The organism is Actinocrinis puniceicyclus (assembly GCF_018283645.1).
Taxonomy (GTDB): Bacteria; Actinomycetota; Actinomycetes; order Streptomycetales; family Catenulisporaceae; genus Actinocrinis; species Actinocrinis puniceicyclus.
Map to the genome: position 1 here is coordinate 59,367 of NZ_JAGSXH010000006.1, position 17,174 is coordinate 76,540.

Below are 17,174 nucleotides of genomic sequence, written 5' to 3' on the forward strand. Positions count from 1 at the left end.
TTAGCTTTCTGATTAGGCCGCCATTCAGGTGAAACATACGACAACGTGCTAACACGTTTGGGCCCTTGGTGCGGCTCTCCGAGAGTCGCCCGCCAGCGTAGGTGCCCATGGGCGGCTGTCCACTGTGGTGGGTATACCGCCGATTTAGGCGTGTCGATACCCATCTGTGCCGTTATCGAGGACAGAATCATGCATTGAGTGCTCGATCGCGTCTTTGGAGCGAAGTTGGATGGTCAGCGATGGTAGGTGAAGCGCTTTTGTCATCGGCGCTACGCGACCTCACACAGGCCGGACTGGTTGCGATCGGGTCCGCGCGGTGACAAGTGCTGCTCAACGGCTGCGCGCTGAACAGCCGTCCGTTCGTCTTCCTGCCGCTGCGGTGTCGGATGTCTCGACCATTCGCGCAACAGTACGGGGGCTCGCCGGCCGCCGCGGCGGCGGCCGACCGCGCGTGGTGGTTCTGGAAGACGAGGTTCTCGGCGATGCCTGCCGCGAGCGCCTGCGCCACGAACTCGACGTTATCGCTCATCTGGGCTATCGGTCCGCACCGGCCGAGGTCGCAGAGGTTCTCGCGGCACACCGGCCCCGGATGCTGCTGTCCACCGTTCCGCTGGAAAGCCTGGACAGCTCGATCATGAGGGTCTGCTTTGAACACCGAGTCCAGATGCTTGTCCTGGCGCTGCCGGCCTATGGGCTCTTGGGCCCGGCGCGGCTGCACCGGTTCGGCGGCGTGCCGTGGCTGCGCCTCGGCTGGCCTGATCGGCGGCGGGCAGCAGGTCTGGTGAAGCGCGCGATGGACATCACGCTGGTCCTGGCCGCCGCCCCCGTGGTGGTCGCGGTGGTTCTGGTGATCTGCGCAGTCATCGGCTGGAGTGGTCCGCCCTTCTATGTCCAGGACCGGGTCGGCGAGGGCGGCCGGACCTTCCGGCTCGTCAAGCTCCGCACGATGCGCGTGGACGCAGAACGGGAGAGCGGGCCGGTGATGGCCGGACCGCACGACCCGAGGACGACCGGCGTAGGGCGGACACTGCGGCGGCTGCGGCTCGACGAACTGCCGCAACTGTGGAACGTTCTGCGCGGCGAGATGAGCCTGGTGGGTCCGCGCCCGGAACGGCCGGAGTTCATCGCGGGCTTCCACCGGCTGCCGCACTACGGGACACGCCACCTCATCAGGCCCGGGATCACCGGACTGGCGCAGCTTATCGGCGGTTATTCGGCCACCGTGGAGGAGAAACTGCGCTGCGACCTGCTGTACATGAACTGCCGGTCGATGCGGATGGACCTCAAGCTGCTTCTCCTGACCCTGCTGGACCTTGTGCGGGGCTTCCCACGTGGCTAGTGCGACGCTGCCCCTCACCTCCCGAGTAGCCGGCAACAGCGCCAGGTTGTTCGCGGCCCGCATCGTATCCATCCTGGCCGGCATGGCATCACTGCCCGTGGTGTACGCGCGGCTCGGCACCCGCTCGTACGGAATCTGGGCAGTGCTGGCGGGGATGGTCGCCATCGTCAGGCTCGCAGACCTCGGACTCGGCTCGGCCCAGATCAGAGAGGTCGCCCGAGTGGCCGACGGGGGCTGCCGACGTCAGGCTCGCGCGGTGCTCGGACTGGGTGTTGCGTGGGGTGCCTGCCTGAGTGCTCTGGCGCTGACTTGTACCGCGATCTGCTGGCCGTGGCTGGCGCATCTGTGCCGCCTGGGGTCTCTCGGGTCGCCCGCGCGTAGCGCGCTCCTCCTGCTGTTGGCCGGATTCTTCGTCGACAGCCTCGCGATGCCCTGGCGGGCCGTGTTGGAAGGGACTCAGAGCTATGCGGCGGTCGCCCGGGCGAGCGCCGCCAGTACGGTGGCAGGCGCCGCGTTGGCGGTCGGGGTCGTCGAACTCGGCGGCGGCCTGGTAGCCCTGGCCGCATCAACGGCGACCACGAGCGTACTGGCCGCGGCGATGTTCGTCCGCTCAGTGCGCCGGAGCGCTCCTGAGCTTGCGCCTACCTTCCGAGAGATCAGGAGAGCCGATGTCTCCTATGCCTTCGCGTATGGTTCGCGCATCCAGCTCGCCAACGTGGCCGGCGCTGTCAACAGCGAGATGGACCGGCTCGTCCTGACTTTCTTCTTCGGTCCCCCCGCGGTGGCCGGGTACGACATCGGCAGCCGGCTCGTCGGCCAGCTGCGCCTGCCCACGGGAATCATTCTGACGGCGTTGTTCCCGGCGGCTTCGCGCGCCGCGCGGGAACCGGACCGCCTCGATCGGCTGTATATCGCGATGACCCGGTATCTGGCCGTGTTCACCACGACCGGCGCCGCAGTGCTGATGGTTTCGGCCTACCCGCTCGTGCGGTTGTGGCTCGCCCGCCCCATGCCCGCCGCCGCGCGGGCGGTCGAGATCCTAGCCCCCGGCTGCGCCGTGGCCGTGTGCGCCAGCGCGGCCGCGGTGGTCACCCGTGCCGAAGGTCGCCCCGGGCGTGAAACCCGCAGCGGACTGCTCGCCGCCGGGCTCAACCTGCTGCTTACCTACCCGTTGTTGCGGTTGATCGGACCCTCCGGCGTCCTGTTGTCAACCACGCTCGCCGCAGTCGGCGCCACCGGCTACTTCTTCGTGCATTTCCACCGAAGTTCACACCGTCCTATCGGGCCGTTGCTTTGTGCATTGTGGCCGCCGACCTTGGCTGCGGCGATAGCGGGCGCGATCACCGAGGCGCTCGCCGGAAGGTTTCCCGGGGGGCCGGGCCGGACCAGCGCCGCGCTTGCCGTGGCGTGGCAGACCGGGCTCATCGTCCTGCTCGCCGCCGTCCTGCTCGCCGCCTTTCGCTATTTCGACGGCAACGACCGCTCGCGTCTCCGGGCAGTCATCACACAGTTGACACCACGTCGCATCGTGGCCCCCGCGATGGTTTGGAGAAACCGATGACCATTCAACTAGAGGACGCCGCCCAGTGTGTGGTGTGCCGACAGGCGGCGGGAGAAGAGTCCGCAGCCGACGGCGTGCTAAGCCGCTGCCGGGGGTGCGGATTCACTCGAACTGCGACGCGGTACGCGGCCCAGGCACAGCCAGACCTCTTCGACGGCGCCTATTACCATGACTACTTCGCCCGCGCCGCGCAGTGGCGTTTCGAGGCCGCGTTGCGCTTACGGTGGCTTCTCGGCACGGCTCACCCCGCGTCGGTTCTCGAAGCGGGCTCGGCAGGCGGTTACTTCCTCGAAGCCGCCACGCACGCCGGCCTTGCCGCCAGCGGAGTCGAGCCGTCCGAAACCTGCGCGCGGTACGCGAGCGAACAACTTCGGGTGTCTGTGCGCCAGGGCTACTTCGAAAGCGCCGCACCGGCCGGTGCCGTCGAGGCCGTCTGCGCCTTCCACGTGCTCGAACACGTAGACGAACCGCGGATGTTCCTCGCCGTGGCGCGAAAGGCGCTGACCACCGGTGGCTGGCTCGCCCTGGAAGTTCCGAACATCGCTTCGGCCGCCGCCACGCGCGCCGGCGCATCATGGGCGCACCTGCAACCCGGTTGCCACCGCTGGCACTTCTCGCCCCGATCACTGACCCGGATCGTCGAGGACAGCGGCTTCCTGGTGCGCCGTTGCGACACCGTCTCGTCACGGCACTACATGAGACGGCGCCATCGACTCAGCAGGCCCGGCATCTCCACGATGGTTGCCGACCGGTCCGCGTGGGGATCCGCTCGCACGACCCATCCATCGCTCGGCGACCACGTGCGGCTTCTGGCCCAACTGCCCGAAGGGCCCGCGCAGCCGTGACCAGCCCCGACGTTTCCGTAGTGCTGGTGAGCTGGAACACCTCGGCCGAGACGGAACGCTCCCTCGCGTCGCTGCCCGCCGCCGCAGGCACACTGCGTTGCGAGACGATCGTCGTCGACAACGGCTCGACGGACGGGTCGGCCGGTTTGCTCAAGGCGCGCAGCGGCCTCACGCTGATCGCCAATGACACCAACCGCGGGTTCGCCGCCGCGGTCAACCAGGGATACAGCGCGGCGAGCGGCCGACTGGTCTTACTGCTCAACAGCGACGTCGTGCTCAACCCCGGCGCCCTCGAGACGCTGGTGCGCTTCCTCGACGACCACCCGCGGGCAGCCGGGGTCGCCCCGCTGTATCTGAATCCGGACGGTTCCGTCCAGCAGCACTACATGGATCTGCCGACGTTCCGCAGTGCCCTCGCACTCGCCACCGCCCTGAGATACCTGCCCGGCTTCCGCCGAGCGTGGAACAGGTACCTGATAAGCGATCAGAACTGGTCGTGCCCCTGCCAGGTTCCCCAGCCCTCGGCGAGCTGCCTGCTGCTGCGCCGCAGCGCGCTCGACGAAGCACGGATCCTCGACGAACGCTTCCCGATCTATTTCAACGACGTCTTCCTGGCCCGAACGCTGGCCGAAGCGGGTTGGCAGCTTTGGATGACGCCGCACGCCGTCGTCACCCACACCCTGGGCGCTTCGACCCGGCTCCTCGACCCGGGTGTCAGGTCACGTCATCATCTGGGCGGCCTGATCCGCTATGTGGACGCGACGCAGTCAACACAAAAGACCATCCTCTTCCGGGCTCTGGTAGTGATCGATCGACTTGCCCGCCGTGCACTTCGCCGACCCGGGCAACTCGGCCTAAGAGACCTGATCGCAGCCGTACGCGGCCAAGTCGGGCCGCTTCCCGGCAGTGGGCCGCCCGCCGGATCTGAAACTCGCGGCTGGGTGATCATGTTCAGCGGCGTGGCCTGGTCGGCCGGGGATCACAGACAGCACGCTCTGGCCCGCGAATTGGCAGGCGAGCGCCGAGTTCTCTTCGTGGACCCGCCTGGAAAGCGCGCACGGTGGCGCCTGACCGTCGAACAGGTCGGGCCGTCCCTGTGGCGCGCGAGGCCACCGAGTGTGCTGCCGCTCGGCCGTCACGTGCCGCCGGCCAACCAGCTCAACCGCCGTGTCGCGGCCGCGCGCCTGCGCGGTTGGCTGAGCCGGCATCCCGGCGAGCGATTGCTGTGGATCGACGAGGACCTGGCCGCGTGGACCGCCGGTCGACTCGGTGAGCGCGCCATGATCTACGACGCGACGGATATGGACTGGACCCTGGCCCGCCCCTGGAATCGCAGGCATCAGCGTATGGGCCTACGCCGGGTGCTCAACGCGGCGGATCTCGTTTTGGCCTCCTCTTCGGCGTTGCCCGCGCGGCTGCCGGCCTCGCGCCGCCCAGCGCGTGTCGTGTCCAACGGGTGCGACCCCGTCCGGTTCGCGCCGGACGGGCCCGCCAGCGATGCCTTGCGGGACTTTCGCAGGCCCCTGCTCGGCTACGCGGGCGCGATCGACTCCCGCGCGTTCGACGCGGACCTGTTGGCCGCGGTGGCCCGCGCCCGGCCCGACTGGACCTTCGTACTGTTCGGACCGGCGACCCGGTCCGGTCGCGCTCCACTGGCAGGGCTGTCCAACGTCCACCTGCCGGGACCTGTCGCCTTTGACGAGGTGCCCGCATTCCTTCGCGCCTGCGACGTGTGCCTCATCCCTTACCGGGTGGGCGGCCTGATCGACTACGTTCATCCCAAGAAGCTCTACGAATACCTGGCGCTCGGCAAACCCGTCGTCTCCACACCGCTGCCGGCGCTTCGCGAACTGGCCGGGCTCGTCCAGCTCGCGGCCGATCCGCCGGAGTTCATCGCGGCCATCGAAACCGCGCTTCAGTTCCCTGACGACCCGGCTGCCCGAGTGCGGCGGCAGACCGCGGCGGCGCGCAACAGTTGGGCACACCGCGGAGCGCAGGTACGCGCGCTTCTGGCCGAACTCGAGGGATCCCGGTGATTCGCCACGACCGAACAAACCGCATCGTCCTGGTCGCGACGATCCTGGGCGCCGCCGGCGCGGCGTTCGCGGATCTGGCCCCTGGACGCCTCGGCCTCCTGGCCGCCGGTGCGCTGGTGTGTCTCGTCGCCTTCGTGTTCTGGCCGTGGGCCGTACTCCCCGTGGGGCTCGTGGGCGCGACCGCGATCATCCCGGCACTGGGCGACGGGCACGTCACCTTCATCGTGGAGGTCCACGCCGGCGTGCTGGCGACGGGTGCCGTCGCCCTTGTCACGCGCCGGATGTTGTCTCTTCCCGGAGACGAACCGGTGCGCACGATCGTGGATCTCCCGATGCTGGTCCTGGCCGGGATCGTCCTGGTCGCCGCCGGTTACGGCCTGACTCTGGGCAACGCACGCCACGACATCTTCATCGCTGCGTACGAACTCGCCGTGGCACCCGCCTATTTCTTCCTCGCCACCCACACCCTCACCAGTGAGTATCGACTGCGCGCCGCGGGAATCCTCTATGTCGTGCTCGCCGGGGGGCTGGCCGTGTCGCAGTTCACCCAACCCGGCCGACACGGCGGACTGCTCTCGGTCCTCGTGCTCCCGTCGCTCCTGGTCACGGCCAGCCGGCTGCGTGGCGTCCGGCGCGCGGGCATCGTCCTGCTGATCGCCGGATTCGCCGCCGACATCACGCTCGCGGCCTACCGCGCCATGTGGCTGGCGACCGGCCTGGCGCTGCTCGTCCTGTTCGTCCGCGCGAAAGGCCCGATCCGCCGCGCCGTGAGCGTTGCGGCGCTCACCGGAGTACTGCTCACGGCGAACGCCGTCCTGCTGAGCGCCGGGGCCCACGCGCGCGCGGTGCTCGTGGGCCAGGAGTTGCACCAGTCCGCGGGCTACCGGGCGTCGGAGGCGGCCGTGGGTCTGAATGTCTTCGACCACCGCCCGTTACTCGGCGGCGGCCTTGGGCAAAGCGTCCCGGACATCTACCTGCCCGATTTCGCCGTCACCAACGTGGGGCCGACCTATCACGTGTTCTACGTCATGATTCTGGCGAACATGGGCCTGATGGGGCTGGTCGCGATGCTGTGGCCGCTCCTTCGGGCGTTACGGGCGGGACTGGCTCACGCAGACGGCCACAGCTTGGCCTTCGCCTGCCTCACCTGTGGTTTCCTCGCCTCGGCAGCCTTCGCGGGTCCCACCGACGGGCACTGGGAGCTCGGGCTGCTCCCCGCGCTGACTCTTCTGACCGCCCGTCTGGAGAACAAGGCGCCCTCGTCCTACGCCCTGGAAGGTGCCCGATGAACCAGTCTCAGGCCACTGCGATCATCGTCACCCACAACTCCGAGGCCCAGATCACCGGGTGCCTCACCGCACTGACCGAGGCAGGCTTAACCGTACGGGTGGTGGACAACGCATCCGCGGACGGTACGACCGCGTTGATCGAAGATCGCTTCCCCGGAGTCCGGCTCACCGTCAACCGGGCCAACGTCGGATTCGCCGCCGCGGTGAACCAAGCGCTCGCCGAGACCGACACCGACACCCTCCTGCTGGTGAACCCGGATTGCACAATGCCGGCAGCGACCGCGCGCGCCCTCATCATGATGCTTCGCGTGCATCCCCATGTCGGTGTCGTCGGCCCGCGACTCGTCGACCCTCGGGGCGCGATCGCCATCAGCGCACACCCGTTCGAAACCTGGACCACCGTGCTGGCCAGCCGGTTCGGCGGTGGGCTCCTACCCGTTTGGCTGCGCCGGCTGCTGTGCGGTCCTCGGCGCCGCCACGTCTATGACGCCTGCCATGACCCCGGGCCCCCCGTTGCCGTGGACTGGCTCTCCGGCGCGTGCCTCGCAGTACGCACCAGCCTTCTGAAGCAGATCGGCGGCCTGGACGAGGGCTACTTCATGTACTACGAGGACGAGGAACTCTGCCTCCAGGCATGGCGGCGCGGCGCCCACGTGCTGTACGTGCCGGCCGTCGAAGCCGTCCACATCGGCGGCGCCAGCTGCTCCGACCCGTCGCGGATCTGGCCGCATCTCTATCAAAGCCAGTTGCGTTTCTTCGCCCGGCACCACCCCGAGACATACCGAATTGTACGAATGCTGGTTCTCATTCGGGCCGTGCTCGGAATCGCGCTCGCCAGAACCCGCCAGCCCACCCGGCAGGCAAAGGACAACCCCCGTATCCGGGCCTGGACACACGTGGCCCGGATCGCCAGAACGGCCGGCCCCGTCAGCACCGAAGGACGCCCATGCACATCCTGATCACCGCCGTCGGCAAACGCACGGAACACTGGACAGACCTGTTCAAGGCACTGACCGATCAGGGAGACGTCACGATCACCGTGCTCGCGGCGGACGTGTCTCGACTGACCGCGGAGGCATTCGCGCAGCTGGCAGGCCGTCAGGAAAAGTTCTGCTTCCATCTCGCCCCGCACCTGCTCGGCGAGGACCGCACCGGCCATATGGCCTCGGTGATGTTCCGCCCCGGCAGCGCGCGAACCATCCGCCGGACTCACCCCGATGTCGTCCACGTCATCGGCGAGGCATCCTACCTCTCGACCCGACAGGCGATCCGGCTACGCGATCGTCACTGGCCGCGCGTGCCAGTCACCCTCTACGCGGCGCAGAACGTCGTGATGCGGTTGCCCTTTCCGTTCCCCATCCTCGAACGCCGCTCCTACAACGCGATCGCGCACGCGCTACCGATCACCCCCTCGGCACTGCAGGTGCTGCGCAGCAAGGGCTACCGTGGTCCCGCCACGATCGTGCCGCTCGGCGTCGACACCGAACTGTTTCGTCCCAAGCCCGGCGGTGAACCCCGGCCGTTCACGGTCGGTTTCGTCGGCCGGCTCGAACCCCACAAGGGAATCGGCGACCTTCTTCGAGCCACGAAGGCGCTGGACTGCCACCTTCTCGTGGTCGGTGAAGGCAGCCTGCGCGGCGAAATCGAGCAGGCGGCGGCACTTCGGCCGGGACGGGTGGAACTTGAGAAGTGGGCCGACCACACGGAGCTTCCCGCCCTGCTCTCCCGCATGGACGTCCTCGCACTCCCTTCACGGGAAGTCATCCAGCGCAACCTCGTTCCGTGGATCGGCATCCCGCTTCGCGAACAGTTCGGGCGCGTCCTGGTCGAAGCGATGGCCTGCGCAATCCCGGTCGTGGGCAGCGATACCGGCGACATTCCGCACGTCATCGGCCCGGCCGGCCACATCTTCGCGGCAGGCGACCACGTGGCACTCGCCGAACGCCTCGCCCGGATCCGGGACGATCGCGCCCATGCCTCGAAGCTGGCGCAAACCGCACGAGAGCGAGCCACAACGGAATTCAGCTGGTCGCACATCGCAGAATCCTTGTGTGGTGTCTGGCGGGAGCTGGCCCGGCCCGACGCAGCGCTGCGCACCAACCGACCCGGATTCACCCATGAGCCCGGCTATTCGCCGGCCAACAGCGCGCCACCGAAGGAGAACGCCCGATGAGCACCCTCGACCCAAGCCCCAACCTGCGCGCCGGCTACCGAGCCGCCGCAGTTCTTCTGGCGACGGCGTGCGCCGGAATCGGCGGAGCCCATGTCGCGACCGCGCTGACCCCCCGCACATATCAAGCACACGCCTCCGTCTTGATCACCGGTGATGCCGGCCAGCTGATGCCGACGATCGCGCGTCTGGCCGAAACCAGGGAAGTGGCCCTGGCGACCGCGAACGAGGCGCGGGTTCCGGCAGCGCTCGCCATCGACCACATCAGCGCCGACTCTCAGCCCGGAATGCAGATCCTCACCCTTACCGCCACGGCCCACAAGCCGACCGACGCAGCGAACATCGCCAATGCAGCCACACGCGTCCTGAGCCTCGAGATGGCAAAGCAACCGCTCGGCGTGGCCGGTCGCATCGCGGCGCACACACTCGACGAAGCCGCCGTTCCCTCGGAGGCAGCGACGCCGCTGCCACTGCTCAACGACGCTATCGGCGCTCTGCTCGGACTGATGGCGGGCTTGGGCCTGATGTCGATGCGCCGCCGTTTGGACGACCGGCTGCGGTGGCCCGATCAGATCGAAGCACAGCTCGGGCTGCCGATCCTCGCCGCGATCCCCGGCATCTCCCGCCGCTCGATCCGCTCCGGCGCACGGTCGGCCTACCGGCGCAGGCGCGTGGCCGAGGCCGCAGGTGAAGCGGCCGCGCTACTCACCGCGCTGACGCACAGCACCGACCACCGCAGGCTCCTGGTCACGGAGGTCAGAGCTGACGACCGCTGCATGGGGGCAGCCCTGCTCGCCCTGGGGCTGGCCGAATGCCACGAACACGTGACCCTCATCGATGCTCAGCTCAGCCGTTCGGCGATGGCGCGACAGTTTCCCGAGTCGGAGGAGTTCTCCCTGCAAAGCGTGCTCACCGGCCCGAGTCCCGTCATGCCCGAGCGGCTGGCCGCACCATCGACGCTTACTGTGATGCCGGCCGCACCCGCCGACCCTCGAACCGGCGCGGCCTTGCTGCGCGGACGCCCATTCGCCGAACTCGTCGACAAAGCCGCGCAAACCAGCGATCTCGTGCTCGTCCATGCGCCCGCCGTCCTCCAAGGCGCGGACATCGCGGCGCCCGCGCTGCGCACCGACGCAGCCGTGCTCGTCGTTCGGGCGGGGATGACGAGGTGTGCCGAAATGCGCCGCGCCGTGCTGCTGCTTCAGAGGATCGGCACCCCGATCGAGGGTGTACTCGTCCTCGGTGCCATCGGCACCCGACGTTCGACGTTCGAAAGGCCGGGCGGCGCGACGGGCACCGCCATGACAGGCCTCAGCCGGACCGCACCGCAATCGCGCCGAAACTCCGCGCCCGACTTCACCATCCCGAGTGCCGCGTGAACGTGGAGTTCCCAGCGGCTGTCTGTCTGCTGCCGGACCATGCACCTGATGCGTTCAGTCGTGAGCGGAGTTCCTATAGGAGGGGGTCGGGTCGACCAAGATCATCCTACGTCGGGAACTGCGCATTACGAGGGGAACCTCAGTATGTGACACCGGGTCGTGATCAGGCTGCTGAGTAGTGGACTTCTGGCTTGTGGAACAAGGCAGAGCGCAAGCGGATGCATGAGGGTCCAGCACCACCTGCCCGGACACGGCCCGAACTCAACCCGGCCGACCTGCCGATTCGCGGTCACCGCCGCCGAGTTCATGTGCCGCCACGGCTCGCTGCGTCGCTTCGGGTGTGGCGCATCCGGTCAAGCAGAGCGGGAAGCGACACGGTGGCGAAGGCGATGGCGGTGTCGCTGGTGCCGTAGGGGATGACGAGGGTGTCCCGGTGGCGCATCGCTCCGCAGGAGTAGAGGACATTGGGAACGTAGCCGTCGCGCTCCGCGGACGCGGCCGTCATCAGCGGTTCGGGCAGGCTCGCCAGCACCCGGTCGGGCTGGTCGAGGTCCAGCAGGAGGGCGCCGATGCTGTAGGTGCGCATCGGGCCGACGCCGTGGGTCAGCACGAGCCAGCCGTCCGCGGTCTCGATCGGGGATCCGCAGTTGCCGACCTGGGTGAGTTCCCACGCCCGGCCCGGGGCGTGCACGGTGGCGCCGACACTCCAGGTCTGGTTGTCCGGAGAGGTCGCGATGCTCGTGCTCTCCCGGTCCCAGCGCGAGAGCGCCATGTACATCCCGCCGACGCGGCGCGGAAAGAACGCCATGCCCTTGTTCAGCGCGGCCGGGCCGGTGAGCTGGGTGATCTGGAACCTGCGGAAGTCCGTGGTGTGCAGGCGCTGCGGGGTGACCGAGGCGCCGTCGAACGCGGTGTACGTCGCGTAGTACGAGTTGGTGCCGTCGTCATCGGTGAAGCGCACGAACCTGGCGTCCTCCATGCCGTGGCGCTCGGTCGGCGCGTTGGGCCACAGCACGCGTTCACTGATCGCGGTGTCGGGTGAGAACTCGAGGTCGTAGGTGGACGCGGCGATCCAGCGGATGCGCTCGATGGTGCGGTGAGTTCCCTGACGAGCGGTCAGCCGCGCGGGCAGCTGCTCCAGCGTCTGTTCGAGTTCTGCGGCGGCGAACCGGCGGGGCAGGTGCCGGTGCAGGAAGGCGGCGACCTCGTCGTCATCGCCGGTCGCGGACAGCACCGCCTCGAACTGCCGCAGGTCGTATTGCGGCGGCCGTACCCGGCCGAGGCCTGCGTACGGGGCGGGTGCGTCCAGGTCGATCCGCCCGCCCGGCCCGGCGACCCCGGTGCGCAGCTCGATGCAGGACAGGTGGCCCTCGCCGATCGCGCGGGCGCTGAGCACGAATCGAACTTGGTCGGGGCCCAGGCCGCTTTGGTCGGGATGGGCGACCATGCACGGATTGCACAGCGCCGCGCCCTCGATCGCGTATTCGTGGGTGAAGTAGGAGCCGATCAGCAGGCGCCGCGGGCCGGAGACCGCGACGGCGCGCGGGATGCGGTGCGCGACGGTCTCGAAATGGTCCGCGAAGGTGCCGCGCAGGTCCCGATGGCGTGTGGCGAAGGACGCGAGGGTCGCGGACAGGGCCGCGCCCGCCTCGGAGTCGCCCAGGGCCAGCACGCGCGCGATGACCCGCGCGGTGCGCGACTCGTGTTCCGGCACCTCCTCACCGGGCACGAACAGCTTCGCGATCACCCGGCCCGGATCGGGGGTGAGGCGCTGAGGCGCACGGGTGACCAGTTCGTGGGCGTCGGCGGCGCCCGTCGCGTCGGCGGACTGCGGGGTCATCGTCGCCCTGCGATCCTGATGCCCTGCTGCAGGGTGGAGATCAGCGCCAGAGTCGACTCGGCGCCCTGGTTGGCGCTGTGGCCCTGCGGGTGCAGGCCGTCGTAGCCGCCGCCGCTGCCTTGGTCGTAGAGCGCGACTCGCTGGTCGTTCTCACCGAGGAACCAGTCGACTGTGCGCTCGACGCCTGCGATCCACCGCGCGTCCTGGCTCACTTCGAACGCCCTGGCGCAGGCGTCGGCCAGAGCCGCGGCTTCGAGGGGTTGCTGGTCGAAGCCCGGCCGCGGCTGGCCCACGCGCCAGCCCTGGGACCCGGTGGGCGAGAAATGGCCGGGTGCGCTCTCGGTGGACAGCAGCCACTCGAGCAGTTCGAGGCCGTGGTAGCCGGCCTCGGCGTCGAGGAGAAGCTGCCCCGCGGCGATGAGTACCTCGGGGAAGACGGCGTTGGCGTAACCGAGCCGGTCCTCGGGCCATGGCCAGTCCGTACCCGGTTCGCGTCGCTCGATCATCTTCGCCGCGTCAGTGAGCAGGTTGATCGCGCCCTGGTGCGCGGGGTGCGCGACCAGGAACTCCGCAGCGCCCAGAGCCGCGAAGGCCATCGAACGTGGCCAGGGGGAGCGTTGCTGGACGCTGGAGCCGAAGGCGTACGCGGCGCGTTCACGCACCCACGGCAGCGGTGAGCGTGCTGCGGCGGTGCCCAGCGCCCATAGTGCCCGGCCCCACCAGTCGCCCAGTCCGGGCGCATCCTGCCAGCGCCGGTCGAACGAGAGCCTGTTGTGGAAGCGGCCGTCGGCGCTCTGGGCGTGCACCACGAAGGCCAGGTACCGCTCGGCGAGCGGATCCAAGGGCCCGGCCAGGTGCCACGGGGGCGGTTGGCGGCACAGCACGACCAGGCCGCGGGCGACATCGTCCAGACAGTAGCCGTGCTCGCGCCGTGGCGTGCCGTAGCAGGCGTGTTCGAACAGCCCGGTGTCATCGCTGAGCCGGCCCAGGTGGCTGAATGCGGCCTCCAGCAGTCCGGCGCTCGATTCGGTCACGGCGCGACCGTGACCGGGGCGGCCAGTAGCGATTTCGCCAGTGCGCGATAGTCGTTGGCGACCGAGGGCCAGGTCAGGGCGGGGGCAAGCTTGGCGCAGCGCTCCTTCATCGCCTCGGCGAGACCCGGCTCGGTCAGGACCCGGCGGATCGCGTGGGCCATCGCCTGCGGGTCCTGGTGCGGCACAACGAGCCCGGCGCCGCCGCCGAGCAACTCGCGGGCGTGCGGGAACCCGGTGGCGACCACGGGGCGTTGCGCCGCGACCGCCTCGATGAGCACGCCGGAGGTGACCTGCTGGGTGGAGTCATAGGGGAGCAGCACGACGTCCGCCTGGCGCACCATGTTCATCAGCGATCCGACCGCACGGTACGTCGGGTCGAACTCGACCAGGTCGGAGACGCCCTCGGTCCGTGCCTGACGGCGCAGCCCGTCGCGATAGGCCTCGCCCTGATCGGCAAGCACCTTCGGATGGGTCTGGCCGGCCACCAGGTACCGGGCAGCCGGGTGCAGGTCGCGTAGGTGGCTGAGCGCGGCGATAGCCCACTCGATGCCCTTGCCGGGTCCGATCAGTCCCCAGGTCAGGATCGTCGGCCTGTGCAGGCCGCTCGCCCGGCCTGGCCGGCGGTGTCCCAGTATCGGGGCGCCGTGCGGAATGACGCTGACACGTCCTTCGTCGATCAGGTAGCCGGCCTTGAGGGCGGCGGCAGCGGTCTGGGACAAGACGACGACGGCGTCCGAGGCGTCGATGACGCGTTGTAACACCAGCCGCTGATGCGGCGTCGGGGAGGCCAGCACCGTGTGCAGCACGGCGATCACCGGGACATCCACGCGATCGAGCACGGCGAGCACGTCTTCGCCGTCCAGACCCCCATAGATGCCGTATTCGTGCTGAATGATCAGGACGTCATAGCGGTTGAGCACCTCGGCCGCGCGGCTCGCGGTGAGCGGGCGCGCAGTGATCACCGATGCGGCCTCGTCCTGCCGCATCGTCTGGTAGGCCCCGTCGACGACCTGGACGACACCGCATCGGCTGCCGGCCATCGGGTTCGACAGATGATGCAGCAGCGCCGCGCAGAACGTTGCCAGCCCACACTGAGTGGGCGGATAGGTACTGAGAAAACCGTAATTAACCATCGACGACACACCTCACAGGGCATCGAGGTCGGACGGCCGGAGGCCCGATGGCACGAGCGGCCGGCCTCACGCGGAGCAGACCCTCCGTGAAAACCCGACCGCGTGGCCTGTCGGTGGCGCTTCAGCGCCAGGAAGGCGAACCAGAATCAACAGCCGTACACGTGACGCGAGAGATCCGCACCCCGAGGCGGGGCTCGTCGGATTCGGAACGGACGAACGAGGTCCGCTGAGAAGAAGGCGTCACCGGAACTGTCGGCTTGGCCACAGTAGCATCTCCCCGCTGGGACGCGGCGCGTGTGCCGGCAGTCGTGGTGACAGACGCCGTTCGCGGTGCCACGCCGCGTCGCGACCGGGGGACGGCTGCCGGGCGACCCCGCGCCACCTATACGCCGACCCGGCAGCGCGCGTCCAGCCGGGCCGGATCGGTGCCTGAGGGAGCGAGAGCGTCGGGCATGCTCCCGGCGTGATCGATCCGGGCTCTGGTTGTTGCTCTCGGTGAGCGGGCGATCGGGGCTGGAGCTGTTCAGCGGTGGCCGCCCATCATCTCCTGCGAACCCGTGGCTCTTGACCCGCGCCCATTCCGAGGTCGGCCACCGGCCCGCACCCGTTCGCGCGCACGAGTTCGGCGAACGCCGCAAGCAGACCGCGCTCCACCGGATGGTCGCGCAGCGAGTCGGCGAAAAGCTCGGCGTAGCGGGCGGCCGCGCCGTCGTAGGCGGCGCGGACCGCATCGGCTGTGAAGGGCGGCGCCACGGCGGTCGCGCAGGCATCGGGACTGGTCACGACGGCGACGCTAAACCAGGGTTCCGACACCTGGCTGGGATCTCGGTGCAGGCCTGAGATACAACCATCCGTCTTAACCGCCAACAGCAGCGTGCCAGGACGCGAACCTCGTCCCGGTCTGTTCCGCAACCGGCCACATCGCGTGCGGTCAGAACGTTTCATTCGGGCAGATGGTCCGCCCGGTGGGCGCCGTGCCGCGCCGCTGGGTCGCGGGAAGAAATATCAGCTGATTGATGTTCCATCGCGGGCTCGCGTACGACCACGAGACTCTCGACCAGGGCTGCGACCTTGGGATCGACAGACCAAGACGAAAAGTTCTTATCAAACGCCCTCTGATATACCCGGGGTGTGTCGCGCATCCCTCATCCCACGATGCGGACCGCGCATTGACCGACCCTCGCCCGGTCGTGCAGGATCCTGATAGAACGTTGTGCGAACGAGTTCATCTACGGCGGTGAGCCCACACCTCGCCGTCGTTTCACGAACGGGGATGATTTGCGATGAGCCGCGTCCTGTTGGTGGGAGGAGGATCTGACCTGCAGCCCAGATTGCGCGCCGTCTCCGAGGGGCTGAGCACGGTGGCGCTGTGCCGGGCGACAGTGCTGCCCTGGGTGCACCAACTCGGGGACAACAAGGCGGTCGTCGTCGTGCACGACGATTCCCCGCTGGAGAAGTGGCTGGCCGCGGCCCGTTTCCTGCACGCCGAGTACGCGATCGACACCGTCGCCGCGCTCGCCGAGATCGACCAGGACAAGGCCGCGGCGATCGCCGAGGACCTGGGCCTGGAGTTCCACAGCACCGAGACGGTCCGGCTGACGGTGGACAAGAACGCCATGCGCGAGCGGCTGCGCACGGCCAGAGTGGAGAAGGTGCCGTTCCGTCAGGTCGCGGACGTCGCCGAACTGGCCGATTTCTTCGCCGAGGTCGGGCCGCCGCTGCTGATCAAGCCCAGCGAGGGGCGCGCCAGCGCGGGCATCGCGGTGATCCGCTCGGCCGAGGACATCGAGACCGCGTTCCGGCGCGCGGACGGCGCGGACGGGGACGCGCCGCGGCTGGACCGCTCCACACCGATGGCCGAACGGTACGTCGAAGGCCCCGAATACAGCGTGGAGGCGCTCACCCACCGCGGCACGCACTACGTCTTCGCCGTCACCGAGAAGTTGAAGGACGAGACCACCAAGGTCGAGCTCGGCCACGTCGTGCCGGCGCGCATCGACGCGGACGCGCAGGAGGCCATCCTCGCGCACGTGCGGGCCTGCCTGACCGCCCTCGGCGTCGAGCGCGGGATCACCCACACCGAGGTCATCCTCGGTACGGACGGGCCGTTCCTGGTCGAGACGCACCTGCGCCAGGCCGGCGACTGGATCATCGACCTCGTCACCGCGGCCACCGGGATCGACGTCACGGACCTGCTGCTGCGCCAGATCGCCGGCGCGGACCTGGCCGAGCTGGACGAGCTCGCCTCCCGCCGCGAGCGGCCGCACTACCACGCGGCCGGCGCCATCGGCTTCCTGGCTCCGCCCGACTCCGGGCGGCTGGCCGGCATCGACGGGCTCGAACAGGCAGGCGAACTGCCCGGCGTGGAGTTCGTGCACCGGCTGATCGAGGACGGCGGCGAACTGTCCGGGCTGCGCAGTTCCTACTCCCGGCTGGCGTGTATCCGAGTCAAGGCCGAGGACGCCGAGGCCGCGGTCCGGTTGCGCGACGAGGCGATGGCCACCCTCCACGTCCGCGTCGACGAGGGTTGATCGTGCGTGGCGGCCGG

Annotated in this window: 13 protein-coding genes; 9 read left to right on the forward strand and 4 right to left on the reverse strand. The window is 69.1% G+C overall.

Annotated elements, in window-relative coordinates:
• Positions 1-316: 316 nt before the first annotated feature.
• The 8 genes from KGA66_RS31355 to KGA66_RS03185 are packed head-to-tail and all read left to right on the forward strand — an operon-like array spanning position 317 to position 10,619.
• Entirely contained in the window at positions 317-1,339 is a 1,023-nt protein-coding gene (locus tag KGA66_RS31355; protein ID WP_211464274.1) for a sugar transferase, read from the forward strand.
• Positions 1,340-1,385: 46 nt separating this feature from the next.
• On the forward strand, positions 1,386-2,900 hold the full coding sequence (locus KGA66_RS03155; RefSeq protein ID WP_211464276.1) for an oligosaccharide flippase family protein: 1,515 nt from the start codon (positions 1,386-1,388) through the stop codon (positions 2,898-2,900).
• Positions 2,885-3,745: a class I SAM-dependent methyltransferase gene (locus tag KGA66_RS03160; protein ID WP_211464278.1), complete on the forward strand. Its 861-nt coding sequence runs from the start codon at positions 2,885-2,887 to the stop codon at positions 3,743-3,745. The genes KGA66_RS03155 and KGA66_RS03160 overlap by 16 nt, the downstream gene beginning before the upstream one ends.
• Positions 3,742-5,781, forward strand: coding sequence for a glycosyltransferase (locus tag KGA66_RS31360; protein ID WP_211464280.1), 2,040 nt, complete (start codon positions 3,742-3,744; stop codon positions 5,779-5,781). The genes KGA66_RS03160 and KGA66_RS31360 overlap by 4 nt, the downstream gene beginning before the upstream one ends.
• Positions 5,778-7,070 (forward strand): O-antigen ligase family protein, encoded by a 1,293-nt coding sequence (locus KGA66_RS30805; RefSeq protein ID WP_211464282.1) that lies wholly within the window; start codon positions 5,778-5,780, stop codon positions 7,068-7,070. The genes KGA66_RS31360 and KGA66_RS30805 overlap by 4 nt, the downstream gene beginning before the upstream one ends.
• Positions 7,067-8,029, forward strand: coding sequence for a glycosyltransferase family 2 protein (locus KGA66_RS03175; RefSeq protein WP_211464284.1), 963 nt, complete (start codon positions 7,067-7,069; stop codon positions 8,027-8,029). The genes KGA66_RS30805 and KGA66_RS03175 overlap by 4 nt, the downstream gene beginning before the upstream one ends.
• Positions 8,017-9,243, forward strand: a complete 1,227-nt coding sequence (locus tag KGA66_RS03180) for a glycosyltransferase family 4 protein (protein WP_211464286.1) — start codon at positions 8,017-8,019, stop codon at positions 9,241-9,243. Before KGA66_RS03175 ends, KGA66_RS03180 begins: the two co-directional genes overlap by 13 nt.
• On the forward strand, positions 9,240-10,619 hold the full coding sequence (locus KGA66_RS03185) for a hypothetical protein (protein WP_211464288.1): 1,380 nt from the start codon (positions 9,240-9,242) through the stop codon (positions 10,617-10,619). Before KGA66_RS03180 ends, KGA66_RS03185 begins: the two co-directional genes overlap by 4 nt.
• A gap of 304 nt (positions 10,620-10,923) precedes the next feature.
• Here KGA66_RS03185 and KGA66_RS03190 read toward each other — a convergent pair whose 3' ends face one another.
• From KGA66_RS03190 to KGA66_RS03205, 4 genes are all read right to left on the reverse strand, one after another.
• Entirely contained in the window at positions 10,924-12,459 is a 1,536-nt protein-coding gene (locus KGA66_RS03190) for a glycoside hydrolase family 130 protein (protein WP_211464290.1), read from the reverse strand.
• The gene (locus tag KGA66_RS03195) at positions 12,456-13,493 is read right to left on the reverse strand and encodes a glycosyltransferase (RefSeq protein WP_211464292.1); all 1,038 of its coding nucleotides are present in this window, start codon (positions 13,491-13,493) and stop codon (positions 12,456-12,458) included. Before KGA66_RS03195 ends, KGA66_RS03190 begins: the two co-directional genes overlap by 4 nt.
• Complete coding sequence (locus KGA66_RS03200; protein WP_246506944.1) at positions 13,490-14,533, reverse strand: glycosyltransferase; 1,044 nt, start codon at positions 14,531-14,533, stop codon at positions 13,490-13,492. Before KGA66_RS03200 ends, KGA66_RS03195 begins: the two co-directional genes overlap by 4 nt.
• Before the next feature lie 633 nt (positions 14,534-15,166).
• A complete protein-coding gene (locus KGA66_RS03205) occupies positions 15,167-15,409 on the reverse strand; it encodes a hypothetical protein (RefSeq protein WP_211464296.1) in 243 nt (80 codons plus the stop codon).
• Between the two features lie 500 nt (positions 15,410-15,909).
• Between KGA66_RS03205 and KGA66_RS03210 the strand changes: the two genes are divergently transcribed.
• Positions 15,910-17,157, forward strand: a complete 1,248-nt coding sequence (locus KGA66_RS03210) for an ATP-grasp domain-containing protein (protein WP_211464298.1) — start codon at positions 15,910-15,912, stop codon at positions 17,155-17,157.
• Positions 17,158-17,174 lie beyond the last annotated feature (17 nt).

Bases quoted from the DNA above. Each gene is read 5' to 3' on its own strand.
- KGA66_RS03175 (WP_211464284.1), top strand. From the start codon at position 7,067: ATGAACCAGTCTCAGGCCACTGCGATCATCGTCACCCACAACTCCGAG.
- KGA66_RS03180 (WP_211464286.1), top strand. From the start codon at position 8,017: ATGCACATCCTGATCACCGCCGTCGGCAAACGCACGGAACACTGGACA.
- KGA66_RS03185 (WP_211464288.1), top strand. From the start codon at position 9,240: ATGAGCACCCTCGACCCAAGCCCCAACCTGCGCGCCGGCTACCGAGCC.
- KGA66_RS03190 (WP_211464290.1), bottom strand. From the start codon at position 12,459: ATGACCCCGCAGTCCGCCGACGCGACGGGCGCCGCCGACGCCCACGAA.
- KGA66_RS03200 (WP_246506944.1), bottom strand. From the start codon at position 14,533: ATGGCCGGCAGCCGATGCGGTGTCGTCCAGGTCGTCGACGGGGCCTAC.
- KGA66_RS03210 (WP_211464298.1), top strand. From the start codon at position 15,910: ATGAGCCGCGTCCTGTTGGTGGGAGGAGGATCTGACCTGCAGCCCAGA.